At 53.4% G+C, this 16,343-nt stretch carries 12 protein-coding genes; 7 read left to right on the top strand and 5 right to left on the bottom strand.

From position 1 onward, the window contains the following. The first annotated feature begins 123 nt into the window (after positions 1-123). The 5 genes from RTM13_RS09100 to trmL all read left to right on the top strand — a co-directional run bounded on the left by RTM13_RS09100 (position 124) and on the right by trmL (position 10,093). A complete protein-coding gene (locus RTM13_RS09100) occupies positions 124-5,691 on the top strand; it encodes a DUF3320 domain-containing protein (RefSeq protein WP_312211735.1) in 5,568 nt (1,855 codons plus the stop codon). A gap of 274 nt (positions 5,692-5,965) precedes the next feature. Further along, entirely contained in the window at positions 5,966-7,621 is a 1,656-nt protein-coding gene (lldP, locus tag RTM13_RS09095; RefSeq protein ID WP_312211734.1) for an L-lactate permease, read from the top strand. Beyond that, complete coding sequence (gene lldR / locus RTM13_RS09090) at positions 7,618-8,391, top strand: transcriptional regulator LldR (RefSeq protein ID WP_312211733.1); 774 nt, start codon at positions 7,618-7,620, stop codon at positions 8,389-8,391. The genes lldP and lldR overlap by 4 nt, the downstream gene beginning before the upstream one ends. Beyond that, positions 8,388-9,572 carry an FMN-dependent L-lactate dehydrogenase LldD gene (gene lldD, locus RTM13_RS09085; RefSeq protein ID WP_103820484.1) on the top strand — a complete coding sequence of 395 codons (1,185 nt, stop codon included), beginning with the start codon at positions 8,388-8,390 and terminating at the stop codon, positions 9,570-9,572. Before lldR ends, lldD begins: the two co-directional genes overlap by 4 nt. Positions 9,573-9,619: 47 nt before the next feature. After that, positions 9,620-10,093: a tRNA (uridine(34)/cytosine(34)/5-carboxymethylaminomethyluridine(34)-2'-O)-methyltransferase TrmL gene (trmL, locus tag RTM13_RS09080; protein WP_312211732.1), complete on the top strand. Its 474-nt coding sequence runs from the start codon at positions 9,620-9,622 to the stop codon at positions 10,091-10,093. Between the two features lie 45 nt (positions 10,094-10,138). Here the strand turns inward: trmL and cysE are convergent, their stop codons facing one another. The 5 genes from cysE to RTM13_RS09055 all read right to left on the bottom strand — a co-directional run bounded on the left by cysE (position 10,139) and on the right by RTM13_RS09055 (position 13,244). Beyond that, on the bottom strand, positions 10,139-10,957 hold the full coding sequence (gene cysE / locus RTM13_RS09075; protein ID WP_312211731.1) for a serine O-acetyltransferase: 819 nt from the start codon (positions 10,955-10,957) through the stop codon (positions 10,139-10,141). A 70-nt stretch (positions 10,958-11,027) separates the two neighbouring features. Beyond that, on the bottom strand, positions 11,028-12,047 hold the full coding sequence (gene gpsA, locus RTM13_RS09070) for an NAD(P)H-dependent glycerol-3-phosphate dehydrogenase (RefSeq protein WP_312211730.1): 1,020 nt from the start codon (positions 12,045-12,047) through the stop codon (positions 11,028-11,030). Then, positions 12,047-12,514 carry a protein-export chaperone SecB gene (gene secB / locus RTM13_RS09065; protein WP_103820487.1) on the bottom strand — a complete coding sequence of 156 codons (468 nt, stop codon included), beginning with the start codon at positions 12,512-12,514 and terminating at the stop codon, positions 12,047-12,049. Before secB ends, gpsA begins: the two co-directional genes overlap by 1 nt. Before the next feature lie 32 nt (positions 12,515-12,546). After that, positions 12,547-12,798, bottom strand: a complete 252-nt coding sequence (gene grxC / locus RTM13_RS09060; RefSeq protein WP_312211729.1) for a glutaredoxin 3 — start codon at positions 12,796-12,798, stop codon at positions 12,547-12,549. A 14-nt stretch (positions 12,799-12,812) separates the two neighbouring features. Beyond that, on the bottom strand, positions 12,813-13,244 hold the full coding sequence (locus tag RTM13_RS09055) for a rhodanese-like domain-containing protein (RefSeq protein ID WP_042393305.1): 432 nt from the start codon (positions 13,242-13,244) through the stop codon (positions 12,813-12,815). A 249-nt stretch (positions 13,245-13,493) separates the two neighbouring features. Here RTM13_RS09055 and gpmM point away from each other — a divergent pair, with 249 nt between their 5' ends. After that, a complete protein-coding gene (gene gpmM / locus RTM13_RS09050; protein ID WP_312211728.1) occupies positions 13,494-15,041 on the top strand; it encodes a 2,3-bisphosphoglycerate-independent phosphoglycerate mutase in 1,548 nt (515 codons plus the stop codon). 9 nt (positions 15,042-15,050) lie between these two features. Further along, complete coding sequence (gene envC, locus RTM13_RS09045; protein WP_312211727.1) at positions 15,051-16,319, top strand: murein hydrolase activator EnvC; 1,269 nt, start codon at positions 15,051-15,053, stop codon at positions 16,317-16,319. The last annotated feature ends 24 nt before the right edge of the window (positions 16,320-16,343 follow it).

Here is a 16,343-nt window from a genome sequence, read left to right as displayed (position 1 = left end):
TTTCTTTTAATTAGAGTAGAGTAAATCAACTACTCGCAAATCTAAATAATACATACGGCACACCTATAAAATATAATATATTCATAGGTTTGATGGTTTGTCATTGAATTAGGTTATTCACTTATGAATTCTACTGAACGCTCAACCTTTCAAAATAACGGCCTTTCGTTAGAACAAAAACTCGAAAAAGCCCGAGCCGAACTACTAGATTTAGGGGCTCGGAACCGTCTACTCAACATTCCAAGGTCTAAAAACACGCGTTTTCTTGAGGTCATCGACGAGCGATCTGAGCTTATCTATAACTTTCTGGTCAACGAAAAAAAAACGTTCACATTCCTTCATGGCAAATCAGGAAAGGAAGAAGACATCGAGCTGGAAGATGAACCATCTGACGATAAAAAATTCATATATCAGTTTGATGAAACAAGCACCGAGACTAAATCGCAGCATCTTGATACGAAGCTCCAAACCCGACTAACCCCTAAAGGCCTTCAGACTCGGCTGCTTGATCTCTACCATGACTCAAAAACCCTTGAAGAAGAGCAAGGCGCTAACATTCTTTTTCTCGCTCTGGGAACTTTGAAGTGGATCGATCCTGCTAATAAAGAAAATGTCCGCTATGCGCCTTTGGTACTTGTTCCAGTAAGCCTTGAGCGTGGCAATGCTGGAGAGAGATTCAAGCTAAAAGCAAGACCTGAGGACATTATACCAAACCTATCATTGGAAGCCTTTCTCGAACGAGTCCATCATATCAAGATGCCTGAGATGTTACCTGATGATAATGATGAAATTAATATTAGTAGTTATCTCGAAGCCGTTAACAAAGCGATAGCATTGAAGGCCGATTGGGAAGTCAACGCTAACGACATTATCCTGGGCTTATTTTCATTTTCTAAGTTTTTGATGTATAGGGATTTAGATCCTGCGAACTGGCCTGATGAAGAAGCGATTACTTCTAAGTACCTTATACGTGCATTAATGGAAGAAGGCTTTGACGAAAGTGATGGACTTCTACCTGAAGAGAGTCCCATAGATCCCATTATTTTACCGAAAGACATGCTGCACATTATGGACAGCGATAGTTCGCAGACATTAGCTATCCATGAGGTTAGGAAAGGGAAAAACCTGGTAATACAAGGCCCGCCAGGGACAGGGAAATCACAAACTATAGCTAATATCATTGCCTCTGCTATCGCCGATGGAAAAACTGTGCTTTTTGTTGCAGAAAAAATGGCAGCCCTTGAAGTAGTGAAGAGGCGTTTAGACCAAACTGGTGTAGGTGATGCCTGCCTTGAGCTTCATAGCAACAAGGCCAACAAACGGATCCTGCTTGAAGAGTTAAAACGGGTTTGGGACTTAGGTTCTCCACGTGGGGAATATCCAGAGGAATTAATTGAGAATCTGACAGAAGCTCGTGATACGTTGAATGAGCACCCTGCTCGACTACATAAAATTTTTTACCCTTCGAGATTAAGCCCTTATCAGGTAATTGGGCAACTGGTTCGGTTACGCCAAAACGGGCAAGCGCCAACTGACTTTAATCTTCCTGGTTTTGAAGAGTGGAGTAACAGCGATCTGATAAAACGCTTGGATCTTGTGAAAGAAATTGTTGAGCGTATCGAGGATATCGGTCTTCCTCAGAACCATCCATGGAAAGGAGTAAGGCGAGAGTCTATTTTACCGGGGGAAATTGATCGATTAATTCTTAAAATTAATTCTTTGATAATTCAAGAAAAATCATTTCATGATTCAATTACATCTACGGCTAGCCTCATAGGGTTAACTCCCGAACCCACCCACTTTAATGATATAGCTAAAATCGTTGAGCGCGCTAACATCATAAGACGAGCTCCAGAATTTGAAGAAACTAATTTAGTTTCGCCGATTTGGTCAAATTCACGTAATGAAATAAAAACCTTAGTTAATGAAGGAAAAGCTTTTCAGAGCAATCTATTTGAGATTGAGAATTTCATTCATCAAGGTCAAGTTGACACCCCGATCCTGGAGCTTCGTGATTTATTAAAAAGTATACCTGGCGACCTTTCACCCACTGGTTTTGCCTCATCGAAAATACTATTGCCCCTATTACCACAGATCCAGAAGGCAGTAGCAAATCTGGCAAGAGAACTAGGAACCGAATCGGTTTATGCTTCGAGCCAGGACATCAAAAATCTTATTGCTCTCAGTCTGCGTGTTGCAGAGGCACCGGATGCAAGCCCACAAGCATTTATCGCTTCAGTGTGGGAGCATGGGGTCGAGCAAGCAATGGGGTTAGTTGATACTATTGCCAGCTTAAATTCGTTGCGACAGAAAGTTGAGCCACATGTATTCGAGACAGTCTGGGACACCGAGCTAACACAAATTCGGCACACTCTCGCTATTCACACCGGTATGTTTAAAGTCTTCAATGGTGAATGGCGGCGCTCTCGCTCGCTGTTGAAATCGCTAATTCGAGATATTAACCAGCCAGTTCAACAACAGATCGAAATGCTGGACAATATCATTAAAGCACAGGCCTTGCGAAAACATATTGCAAGTTGTAATGAGTTTGGCAATAGCGCATTTGGCCCACATTGGCGTGGAGAGCATAGTGACAGCAGCGCCCTAAAGGCTTTAGTGGAATGGATGGCTACTATTAAGGAAGTCGGTCCAGAAGCACGTTTACTAGCAAGCCAGCTCTCCGATCGCGAAATGGTAAAACATCTTAGCAATGAATTATTGCAGCTTCTGGATAAGGCTAGTATCGAATTAAATCAGCTCTGGAATGCTTTCGGAAAATCGCCAGAGTCCTGGTTTGATAATCATTACTCTATCAAACGAGTACCGTTAAATTTTATTGAAGCGCTCGTGCAAAAACTCGTTCGCATCGATTCAAATTCACATCAGATTATAAAAGAACCCGCTGAACATCTTGATGAACGTTTAACTCTGGTTGAGAAAATCGTTGATCTTCAGTACAAAAAGAAAGCTATCGAATCTCAATCAGAACTTGGAAAAGATGCGTTTGGTTCTGCATGGTTAAGTAGTCAATCAAATTGGGATCGTCTTATCCGCGATTATGAATGGATAGCAGAGTATGATAATTTACGATTCATCTGTGCGACTATCAAAAACCGGGAAGGATTAATCGATTCGGTTACTCAGCTAACTGTGACACATTCTTCTATACTCGACGAATTAAAAGACCTTGCCAAAGAACTGAGCTCTACGTTTGAAGACCTTTTCCATTCGGATACTGACGGCCTGTTAAGTATTAATAGCATAAGTAGCAAACTAGCTTCTTGGGTAGAACATGCTGAACAACTATCAAAATGGGTAGCCTGGCAACATCGCCGTAGCCAGGCTATCCAGCAGGGGCTATCGGAGGTTATTGATAGACTCGAAGATAGACGTTTGCCTCTTACCCAATGCTATACATCCGTTGAGTACTCTTATTACGAGTCACTATTTACATTAATGGCTAATGAACTACCTTCGCTTACTCGTTTTGATGGGGAACTGCATACTCGTAAAGTAAATTATTTCGCCGAGATGGATATACGACGTATAAAAACCTCAAGTCTGGAAGTCGCTCGAGCCCATCATCGTCGTATTCCTTCTAAAGTTGGTACGGCTGGGCCAGTGGGTGTGTTACGTGCTGAAATGGCGAGAAAAAGGGGACATATGCCTATTCGTCAACTGATGCTAAAAGCTGGCCCAGCGATTCAAGCATTGAAGCCAGTTATAATGATGAGCCCACTTTCAGTAGCGCAATTTTTGGTGCCGGGAAAACAAAAATTCGATTTATTAGTGATGGATGAAGCCAGCCAGATCCAGCCCGTTGACGCTATCGGTGCAATTGCGCGTTGCCAACAAGTTGTCGTCGTAGGAGATGAAAGACAGTTGCCTCCAACTAGCTTTTTCTCACGGATGACTGAAGCGAGTAACGATGACGAAGATGATACAACCCAAGTTGCGGATATTGAGAGCATCCTCGGTCTGTTTGTAGCCAGGGGATTACCACAGCGTATGCTGCGCTGGCATTATCGAAGCCGACATCAATCACTTATTGCTGTTTCAAATAGCCAGTTTTATGAGAATAAGCTGTTTATCGTACCAAGCCCCTATACAGAAGAGGCCGGGATGGGCTTAAGATTCCATTATGTGGAAAAAGGTATTTTTGAGTCAGGTGCCAGCAAAGCCAATCCAATAGAGGCAAAGAGAGTCGCAACTGCAATACTTGAGCACATTCAGTCAAATCCTGAACTTTCGTTAGGCGTCGCAACATTTTCTGTATCCCAGCGTAAAGCGATCCAGGATGAGTTAGAACTCCTTCGCCGCTTGAATCCACAATATGAAGATTTTTTCCATGCCCATCCAGGAGAGCCATTCTTCATTAAAAACCTTGAGAATATCCAGGGTGATGAGCGAGATGTCATTATGATTTCGGTGGGATATGCACGAAATGCACAAGGATATCTCGCTATGCGATTTGGCCCCCTGGGTTCGCAAGGGGGTGAGCGACGCTTAAACGTTTTAATCAGTCGAGCAAAACGCCGGTGTGAAGTTTTTGCTTCTATCACCGATGAAGATATTGATCTTGAACGCGCAAAAGGTGTCGGCGTATTAGCGTTCAAACTTTTCCTTCAATATGCCCGCACTGGACGTTTATCAATGTCTACGCCTTCAGGACGACCTATGGACAGCGTATTTGAAGAACAAGTCGCGGCAGCGTTGCAAGCTAAAGGCTATCAGGTGCATCCACAAGTTGGGATTGCAGGTTTCTTTATTGATCTGGCAATCGCAGATCCAGAACTCCCAGGACGTTATCTTCTGGGAATAGAATGTGATGGTAGTGCTTATCATTCATCTCGCTCAGCTCGGGAACGTGATCGCTTACGTCAGGCTGTACTGGAAGATCACGGGTGGATCATCCATCGTATTTGGAGTACTGATTGGTTCCAACGACCGGAAGAACAGCTGCAAAAAGTAATCAAAGCTATTGAAAATGCGAAGGATGAACTCAACAGCAGGCTTGAGCACAAATCATCAAATTCCCGTGCTGTTCCTATTGAAATCCTAACAGTTGAACGGGAGAACGTTATTGAGGTCGGTTTAGATAAAACAGCTCCTGCTAATGAGCAATCGATAAACTATGAAGAATCGCAACCTGAAGCGAATTTTGCTTACGCTTTACATGAAACTCCCACCGGCATTCTTGCAGACATGATCGAAAAAATTGTCTTTACGGAATCCCCTGTTCATTTAAACGAAATTATTACTCGTTTACGTACAGCGTGGGGACTGCAACGCGCCGGAGCACGCATAGAAAATGTTGTTAGTCAGGCTGCTCATATAGCATGCAAAAAGGGCAAAATTTCTCAGGAAAATGGCTTCTTCTTCCATACAGATGTGATAACTCGATTGCGAAACAGGCAAAACGTTTCATCAGCAGGTCTACGCAAGCCGGAAATGATTGCTTCAAAAGAAATTGCGACGGGCGCAATTGAAGTAGTTAAAACCAGTTTGGGTGCAACGGAGGACGAAATCATTTTAGCTGTATCACGAATGCTTGGTTTCAAAACAACCAGTAGCGTTTTAAAGCGAGTTATTTCGGATGTTATTGGGCAACAGATTAAAGACAATACCCTAAGACAAAGCGACGGACTCATCACTCATGTGGAGGCAGAAGAAATCAAAAAAGTGATCTGATCTCTCATATAATGCCATTTTCGTGAGGAGTCTATCTATTCACATCACCTTCTCGCGAAATTGGCCCTACCAATTCCTGAACCAACCGCCCTGCGCTTCACACTTCCACGATTTCCACCTACAAACCCATTGCTGAAACATAACATCTGATTAACCATTTGTTGTCATAAACCCTACACAACCCAATTGGCTGGACCACTTTTACACTGACTGTGACGCAGAGATGAGCGCAGACTCACCGCCGATCGGCCAGAAGGGTCCCAGGAGACACGCAATGAGCCTGTGGCAACAAAACTACGATCCGGCCGGTAACATCTGGCTGTCGAGCCTGATCGCATCCCTGCCGATCCTGTTCTTCTTCTTCGCGCTGATTAAGCTCAAGCTGAAGGGCTACCTTGCCGCGACATACACCGTCGCCATCGCCCTGCTGGTGGCGCTCTTTTTCTACAAAATGCCCGTCGATCGCGCCATGGCGTCGGTGGTGTATGGCTTCTTCTACGGCCTGTGGCCGATTGCGTGGATCATTATCGCTGCGGTGTTTGTCTACAAAATCTCGGTCAAGACCGGGCAGTTCGACATCATCCGCTCGTCCATCCTCTCTATTACGCCGGACCAGCGCCTGCAAATGCTGATCGTCGGCTTCTCATTCGGGGCATTCCTTGAAGGGGCGGCGGGCTTTGGCGCACCGGTGGCGATCACCGCTGCGCTGCTGGTCGGGCTGGGCTTTAATCCGCTCTATGCCGCCGGGCTGTGCCTGATCGTCAATACCGCCCCGGTCGCCTTCGGGGCGATGGGGATCCCGATTCTGGTGGCCGGGCAGGTAACAGGCCTGGATAGCTTCGAAATCGGCCAGATGGTGGGCCGTCAGCTGCCGTTTTTAACCATTATCGTGCTGTTCTGGATCATGGCGATTATGGACGGCTGGCGCGGCATTAAAGAGACCTGGCCAGCGGTAATGGTAGCGGGTGGCTCCTTTGCCATCGCCCAGTACCTTAGCTCTAACTTTATTGGTCCCGAGCTGCCGGACATTATCTCCTCGCTGGTGTCGCTGGTCTGCCTGACGCTGTTCCTGAAACGCTGGCAGCCGGTGCGCATCTTCCGCTTCGGCGATATGGGCGCCGCACAGGTCGATGAGACCCTGACGCGCACCCGCTACAGCGCGGGCCAGATTATCAAAGCGTGGTCGCCGTTCCTGTTCCTCACCGCCACGGTAACGCTGTGGAGCGTCCCGCCGTTCAAAGCGCTGTTTGCGCCGGGCGGGGCGCTGTACGACATGGTGATCAACATTTCGGTCCCGTATCTGGACAAGCTGGTGGCCCGTATGCCGCCGGTGGTCAACGCGGCAACGCCCTATGCGGCGGTCTATAAATTTGACTGGTTCTCGGCTACCGGGACGGCGATCCTGTTTGCTGCTCTGCTCTCCATCGTCTGGCTGCGTATGAAGCCCGCGGCGGCAGTGCAGACCTTCGCCAGCACGCTGAAAGAGCTGGCCCTGCCCATCTACTCCATCGGCATGGTGCTGGCGTTCGCCTTTATCTCGAACTACTCCGGTCTCTCCTCAACCCTGGCCCTGGCGCTGGCCCATACCGGTAACGCCTTTACCTTCTTCTCGCCGTTCCTCGGCTGGCTGGGGGTATTCCTTACCGGCTCCGATACCTCGTCGAACGCCCTGTTCGCCGCCCTGCAGGCGACAGCGGCGCAGCAGATTGGCGTTTCGGATGTGCTGCTGGTTGCGGCCAACACCACCGGCGGCGTGACGGGCAAGATGATCTCCCCGCAGTCTATCGCCATTGCCTGCGCGGCGGTGGGGCTGGTGGGTAAAGAGTCGGATCTGTTCCGCTTCACCGTGAAGCACAGCCTGATTTTCACCTGCATGGTGGGGGTTATTACCACCCTTCAGGCCTATGTCTTAACCTGGATGATCCCGTGATTGTCATGCCTAAACGCCTCTCCGATGAGATCGCCTCTCGCGTGCGGGCGCTGATAAAAGAGCAGCAGCTGGAGGCGGGCATGAAGCTGCCCGCCGAGCGCCAGCTGGCCACGCAGCTTGGCGTATCGCGTAATTCGCTGCGTGAAGCGCTGGCTACTTTGGTGAACGAAGGGGTGCTGCTGAGCCGTCGCGGCGGCGGCACCTTTGTACGCTGGCAGCACGACGAATGGTCTGAGCAAAATATTGTCCAGCCGCTGAAAACCCTGCTGGAGCACGACCCGGATTACAGCTTTGATATTCTCGAAGCCCGCCACGCCATCGAGGCCAGCACCGCCTGGCACGCGGCGATGCGCGCCACCGAAGCTGATAAAGAGAAGCTGCGGGCCTGCTATGAAGCGACCCAGAGTAAGGATCCGGACATCGCCTCGCAGGCGGACGTGCGTTTTCATCTGGCGATCGCCGAAGCGTCACACAACGTGGTGCTGTTGCAGACCATGCGCGGCTTCTTCGATCTGCTGCAGTCGTCGGTTAAGCAGAGCCGCCAGCGTATGTACCAGGTCCCACCGGTATTCGCCCAGCTCACCGAACAGCACCAGGCCGTGCTCGACGCCATTCTGACCGGCGACGCCGAGGCCGCGCGTAAGGCGATGATGGCGCATCTGGGTTTTGTCCACACCACCATTAAACAATTCGATGAAGATCAGGCCCGTCAGGCGCGCATCACCCGCTTGCCCGGCGATCCCGATCCTACCAGGGAGAAAAACGCATGATTATTTCTGCAGCCAGTGATTACCGCGCAGCGGCTCAGCGCATTCTGCCCCCTTTCCTGTTCCACTACATCGACGGTGGCGCGTACGCGGAATATACCCTGCGCCGCAACGTTGAGGATCTCGCCCAGGTTGCCCTGCGCCAGCGCGTGCTGAAGAACATGGCCGATCTGAGCCTGGAGACCACGCTGTTTAACGAAAAGCTCTCCATGCCGGTGGCCCTCGCGCCGGTAGGGCTGTGCGGCATGTACGCCCGCCGGGGCGAGGTGCAGGCCGCCGCCGCTGCCGATGCGAAGGGTATTCCCTTTACCCTCTCCACCGTCTCGGTCTGTCCGATCGAAGAGGTGGCCCCCACCCTGAAGCGTCCGATGTGGTTCCAGCTCTACGTTCTGCGCGATCGCGGCTTTATGCGCAACGCCCTGGAGCGGGCGAAAGCGGCGGGCTGCTCAACGCTGGTCTTTACCGTTGATATGCCAACGCCGGGGGCGCGCTATCGGGATGCGCACTCCGGCATGAGCGGTGCCAATGCGGCCATGCGCCGCTACTGGCAGTCGGTGACCCATCCCCGCTGGGCCTGGGACGTGGGCCTGCACGGTCGCCCCCATGATTTGGGCAATATATCAACCTATCTTGGCAAACCGACCGGGCTTGAGGATTACATTGGCTGGCTGGCCAACAACTTCGATCCCTCTATCTCGTGGAAGGACCTGGAGTGGATCCGCGAGTTCTGGGATGGCCCGATGGTGATCAAAGGGATCCTTGATGCGGAAGACGCTCGCGACGCGGTGCGCTTTGGCGCGGACGGCATCGTGGTATCGAACCACGGCGGCCGCCAGCTGGATGGGGTACTCTCCTCCGCCCGGGCGCTGCCGGCGATTGCCGATGCGGTGAAGGGCGACATTACGATTCTGGCCGACAGCGGGATCCGTAACGGCCTCGACGTAGTGCGGATGATTGCCCTCGGAGCGGACAGCGTGCTGCTGGGCCGGGCCTATCTCTACGCGCTGGCAACTCACGGCCAGGCGGGGGTTGCGAACCTGCTGAACCTGATCGAGAAAGAGATGCGCGTGGCGATGACCCTGACCGGGGCGAAATCGATTAAGGAGATCACCCGCGACCTGCTGGTGCAGAACGTCGAGCACGAGTCGGTATTCGAACCGGTGAAGACCGGCGACGCGGCGTAATTCACGCGTAATTCTGCTATGCTGCCCCGCGTTATTGAGGGGGCACCATGCTGAACATCGTCTTATTTGAACCGGAAATCCCGCCGAACACCGGGAATATCATTCGTCTTTGCGCCAATACCGGCTTCCGCCTGCATATTATCGAGCCGATGGGCTTTACCTGGGACGATAAGCGCCTGCGCCGGGCGGGGCTGGATTACCATGAGTTCACCGCCGTGCAGCGTCACGCTGATTACGCAGCGTTTATGGCGGCAGAAAACCCGCAGCGTCTGTTTGCGCTCACCACCAAGGGCACGCCTGCGCACAGCGCGGTGAGCTATCAGGAGGGTGACTACCTGATGTTTGGTCCCGAGACGCGCGGCCTGCCCGCGACGATTCTGGATGCGCTGCCGCCAGAGCAGAAGATCCGCATCCCGATGATGCCGGACAGCCGCAGCATGAACCTGTCTAACGCGGTATCGGTGGTGGTGTATGAGGCCTGGCGTCAGTTAGGATATTCGGGCGCGGTATTACGCAGTTAAGATATTTGCGTAGGCCCGGTAAGCGCGGCGCCACCGGGCGTTCTGTTAAATTCCGTCGCCGTACTCGAAGCCGTGGTGGGCAGCGAAGTGCTGGTCCATATCCATAGAGGGTTTATCCGTCTCTGGCTTACCGACAATCCGCGCTGGGACGCCTGCGGCAGTGGTATGGGGCGGAACAGGCTGCAATACCACCGAACCCGCGCCAATCTTCGCCCCGCGCCCGACTTCGATATTGCCGAGGATTTTGGCGCCTGCGCCAATCATCACTCCTTCACGAATTTTCGGGTGGCGATCGCCGCTGGTTTTACCGGTCCCGCCGAGGGTGACGGATTGCAGAATCGAGACGTCGTTTTCAATCACTGCCGTCTCACCGACGACAATACCGGTTGCGTGGTCGAGCATGATGCCACGACCAATCCGCGCCGCCGGGTGAATATCAACCTGGAACGAGACCGAGACCTGATTTTGCAGGAAGATAGCCAGCGCCCGGCGGCCCTCTGCCCACAGCCAATGGCCGATGCGGTAGGCCTGCAGGGCATGGAAACCTTTCAGGTAGAGCAGCGGGGTGGAGTATTTATCCACCGCCGGGTCACGGGTACGCACGGCCTGAATATCGCAGGCAGCGGAGGCGATCATCTCTGGATCGGCGGCATAGGCCTCCTCGACCACTTCCCGAATAGCGATAGCGGGCATGATGGGCGATGCCAGCTTATTCGCCAGCATATAGCTCAGGGCGCTGCCAAGATTTTCATGCTTGAGTAACGTCGCGTGATAGAAACTGGCCAGCATTGGCTCACAGTCCGCCAGCGCCCGGGCTTCGGCTTTAATATTATTCCAGACCAGATCCAGCTCTTCACACGGCATTGCATACTCCAGACGTAATAAAAGAGACCGGCCAATCTACGTTGGCCGTGTCCATTTAGAGGATTTAAAATTACTGACTGCTACGCTCGTCCTTGCGCGTGCGCCCTAACAGGGTCAATGCTGCCTCGCGCGCGTTTTTACCGCAATACAATACTTGAAATATCTCCTCGGTAATTGGCATTTCGACACCAAAGCGGTGTGCCAACTCGCGGACCTCTTTCGTATTGCGGTAGCCTTCCACCACCTGGCCGATCTGCGTCTGAGCCTGCTGCACGTCCATACCCTGGCCGAGCATCATGCCAAAGCGGCGGTTGCGAGATTGGTTATCGGTACAGGTCAGTACCAGATCGCCTAACCCTGCCATCCCCATAAAGGTTTCAGGTGCCGCACCCAGCGCAGCGCCGAGGCGTGACATCTCCGCCAGCCCACGAGTAATGAGCGCGGTACGGGCGTTGGCACCAAAGCCGATGCCGTCCGACATGCCTGCACCAATGGCGATAACGTTTTTCACCGCGCCGCCGAGCTGCACGCCGATAAAGTCCGGGTTGCTGTAGACGCGGAAGCTTTTACCGCAGTGCAGCAGCTGCTGGAGATCTTCAGCAAAGCCGCTGTCCGTCGAGGCCAGAGCGATGGCCGTTGGCAGGCCCGCCGCCAGCTCTTTCGCGAAGGTTGGCCCGGAGATCACCGCCAGCGGAATGGTATCGCCCAGCGCCTCACGCGCCACGTCCTGCAACAGGCGGCCCGTCTCGGCTTCAAGTCCTTTAGTCGCCCAGACGATACGCGCATCGTCGCGCATCAGCGGCTTGATCTGGCGCAGCACGTCGCCAAACACGTGGCTTGGCACCACCACCAGAATATTGCGGCTAGCCTGTACTGCGGTCGCTAAATCACTTTCAAGGTGCAACGTGTCGGGGAAAGGCACATCGGGAAGGAACGCGGCATTGCAGCGATCGTGCTGCAGGGTCGCGATATGTTTTGGATCGTGCCCCCAGAGAATAACCTGGTGGCCATTTCTTGCCAGAGTGATGGCAAGAGCGGTGCCGTAGGAGCCGGCACCGATCACAGTCATATGAGCATTAGGTGTACTCATCAGGCATCCTGATGTTCTTCAGTACCTTCACCAGCCTGCTGCTGCAAATAGTTCATGAACAGCGCATCAAAGTTGACCGGCGCAAGGTTCAGCTGCGGGAAGGTACCGCGAGAAACCAGGCTGGTGATGCATTCACGGGCGTACGGGAACAGAATGTTCGGGCAGTACGCGCCCAGGCAGTGCGCCATCTGGTTGCCTTCGATACCACCAACGGAGAAGATACCGGCCTGCTGCACTTCGCACAGGAACGCGGTCTCTTCGCCCAGGCTTGCGGTCACGGTCACGCGCAAGACCACTTCGTATACGTCATCAGCCAGCTGGCTGGACGCGGTATCCAGATCCAGTTTTACCTCTGGCTGCCAATCTTTCTGGAATACATGAGGCGCATTCGGCGCTTCAAAAGAGACATCCTTGGTGTAGATACGCTGGATCTGGAAAGTCATTTCGGTGTTATTTTGTTCTGACATGAGAAAAGCCCTTAGTAATATACTCAAACGCCTTAGCGCAACAGGGGATCGAGTCCACCACGCGCATCCAGCGCATACAAGTCGTCACAGCCGCCAATGTGCTGTGCATCAATAAAAATCTGCGGCACGGTCGTACGGCCACTACGTTGAATCATCTCTTCGCGCTTCACGGCATCGCCGTCAATCGGCAGCTCCGCGTAGGTTACGCCTTTGCTGTCCAGCAACCCCTTTGCACGGTGGCAGAATGGGCAGGTTGCTTTGGTATAGATTTCAATGTTGGCCATAACGCTTCTCCAGATTATTTACCGCGAACCAGCGGTAGGTTTTCGCCGCTCCAGCCTGCAACGCCGTCCTTCAGCACATAGACCTGTGTGAAGCCCGCGTTGACCAGCGCGCTGGCAGGCTCCTGCGCCTGCATGCCAGAACCATCTACAACAATAATGGGTTTGCTTTTATGTTTATCAAGCTCACCTACATTATTGGCTTTAATTTCGGCTGGCAGCAAATTCACCGCGCCGGCGATATGCCCTTTGCGGAAATCATCACGCTGACGCAGATCGACAACCACGGCCTCTTCTTTGTTAATCAGACGCGTCGCTTCACCACGGGTGATCACTTTCACTTTTGATGTAAGGCCTTTGAAGGTGGTGAACAGCACCGCCCCCAGTAACACAACCCACGCGATACAGAGGATGGGGTGACGGCTAACAAATTGCATAATTTCTTGCATGGGGGGTAACAGCTCCCGACTCAGTGAATAAAAAAACCAGGAAGGGAGTATACCTGTGCAGTGTGGCAAATACAGCCAGCGAGCAGCAAGGAATGCATTTTCTGCGCACCGTCACGGAAAAAAGCGCTAAAAGCGGCCCGAATCAGCGCGTTCCCGGCCCTTTTCTTTGATCTTCTGCGGCTATTTAATCGATTCAGTCGTAGTAAAATCAGGCAAATTTTTTGTCTTACGAGCTTGAGGGTTGTCGCAATGTCGGTTACTAAAAAACCTATGGTACTGGTGATTCTGGATGGCTACGGCTACCGCGAAGATCAGCAGGATAACGCTATTCTTAATGCCAAAACGCCGGTGATGGACGCTCTGTGGGCGAAACGTCCGCACACGCTGGTTGACGCATCCGGCCTCGAAGTCGGCCTGCCGGACCGTCAGATGGGTAACTCTGAAGTGGGCCACGTTAACCTGGGCGCAGGCCGCATTGTTTATCAGGATCTCACCCGTCTGGACGTTGAAATTAAAGAGCGCACCTTCTTTAGCAACCCAGCGCTGACAGGCGCGGTGGACAACGCCGTCGCGCAGAACAAGGCCGTGCACATTATGGGCCTGCTCTCGGCAGGCGGCGTGCACAGCCATGAGGATCATATCCTGGCGATGGTGGAGCTGGCTGCGGCACGCGGCGCAGAGAAGATCTACCTGCACGCGTTTCTCGACGGCCGTGACACCCCGCCGCGCAGCGCAGAGTCCTCTCTCAAACGCTTTGAAGAGAAGTTTGCCGAGCTGGGCAAAGGCCGCGTCGCCACTCTCATTGGCCGCTACTACGCCATGGACCGCGATAACCGCTGGGATCGCGTTGAGCAGGCCTATGACCTGATGACTCAGGCGCAGGGCGAATACCAGGCCGATACCGCCGTGGCGGGTTTACAGGCCGCCTACGCGCGCGACGAGAACGACGAATTCGTGAAGGCGACGGTGATCCGCGCCGCAGGCCAGGACGACTCCGCTATGCAAGATGGCGACGCGCTGATTTTCATGAACTTCCGCGCCGACCGCGCCCGTGAAATCACCCGCGCCTTCGTCAACGCCGATTTCGACGGCTTCGCCCGTAAAAAAGCGGTCAAGCTGGGCGATTTTGTGATGCTGACTCAATACGCTGCTGACATTAACGCGTCCTGCGCCTATCCGCCCGCCTCGCTGGCTAATACCTTCGGCGAGTGGATGGCGAAGAATGACAAAACCCAGCTGCGTATCTCCGAAACGGAAAAGTATGCGCACGTCACCTTCTTCTTCAACGGCGGCGTGGAAGAGCCGTTCAGCGGCGAAGATCGCATCCTGATCAACTCCCCGAAAGTAGCCACTTACGACCTGCAGCCGGAGATGAGCTCTGCAGAATTAACTGAAAAATTGGTCACCGCCATCAAGAGCGGCAAGTACGATACCATCATCTGCAACTACCCGAACGGCGATATGGTCGGTCATACCGGCGTGTTTGAGGCAGCCGTTGCCGCCGTCGAAACGCTGGACAAATGCATTGCTGAGGTAGCCGACGCGGTAGAGTCCACAGGCGGTCAGCTGTTGATTACCGCGGATCACGGCAATGCCGAGCAGATGCGCGACCCGGCCACCGGCCAGGCCCATACCGCCCACACCAACCTGCCGGTTCCGCTGATCTACGTCGGTGGTAAATCGGTTAAAGCAGTCAGCGGCGGTAAACTTTCGGACATCGCGCCGACCATGCTGAGCCTGATGGGCATGGAAATCCCGCAAGAGATGACTGGCAAGCCGCTGTTCATCGTGGAATAATCGCTCCCCATGAGGGGAAAGGCGATTTTTTCAATTACATGGGCCGGCACTGTCCGGCCATTGTTCTGTGCCAGCGCGCTCAGCGCTGGCGTTTTGCTGTGCGCTTTTCCCGCCCACGCGGACGATCGCGACCAGCTAAAATCGATTCAGGCCGACATCGCCAGCAAAGAGCGAGCGGTACGGCAGCAGCAGCAGCAGCGCGCTACGCTTCTGGCGCAGCTTAAAGAGCAGGAAGAGGCGATCTCTGCCGCCGCCCGCAAGCTGCGTGAAACCCAAAGCACCCTCAACGAACTCAACAAGCAGATTGACGCCATGAACGCGTCGATTGCCAGACTTGAACAGCAGAAAGCCAGCCAGGAGCGCAACCTGGCAGCCCAGCTCGACGCCGCATTTCGCCAGGGCGAGCACTCCGGTGTCCAGTATATTTTTAACAGTGAAGAGACCGCCCGCGGCGAGCGCATGCAGGCCTATTACGGCTACCTGAACCAGGCGCGTCAGGAGACCATCGCCCAGCTAAAGCAGACCCGTGAAGAGGTCGCTGCCCAGCGGGCCGAGCTGGAAGAGAAGCAGAGCCAGCAGCAGACGCTGCTCTATGAACAGCAGGCCCAGCAGGCGAAGCTGGAGCAGGCACGCAACGAGCGTAAAAAGACCCTCACCAGTCTGGAAAGCTCTATTCAGGCGGGCCAGCAGCAGCTGAGCGAGATGCGCGCTAACGAATCCCGTCTGCGCAACAGCCTTGCCCGGGCGGAAGCCGCCGCGAAAGCACGTGCAGAGCGCGAGGCGCGCGAGGCCGATGCGGTACGCGATCGCCAGAAGGAGGCCTCCCGTAAAGGCACCACCTATAAGCCTACCGAGAACGAGCGTTCGCTGATGTCGCGCACCGGAGGCTTAGGCTCCCCACGTGGTCAGGCCTACTGGCCGGTTCGCGGCTCGCTGCTGCATCGCTATGGCGAACAGTTGCAGGGTGAGCTACGGTGGAAAGGAATTGTGATTGGCGCGTCCGAAGGTAGCGAAGTAAAAGCGATTGCTGACGGGCGAGTGATCCTCGCCGACTGGCTGCAAGGCTACGGCCTGGTGGTGGTGGTTGAGCACGGGAAAGGCGATATGAGCCTTTACGGCTATAATCAGAGCGCACTGGTCAGCGTTGGAACCCAGGTTCGCGCCGGTCAGCCGATTGCCCTCGTGGGCAGCAGTGGCGGTCAGGGCCGTCCGTCACTCTATTTTGAAATTCGTCGTCAGGGTCAGGCGGTTAATCCACAACCGTGGTTGGGAAGATAAGTTTTGCTTCAGCTTCGTCGTCTG

This window comes from Pseudescherichia sp. (assembly GCF_031979925.1).
GTDB lineage: Bacteria > Pseudomonadota > Gammaproteobacteria > Enterobacterales > Enterobacteriaceae > Pseudescherichia.
The sequence above is the reverse complement of the archived record's forward strand: the minus strand, read 5'-3'. Positions and strand labels throughout refer to the sequence as shown.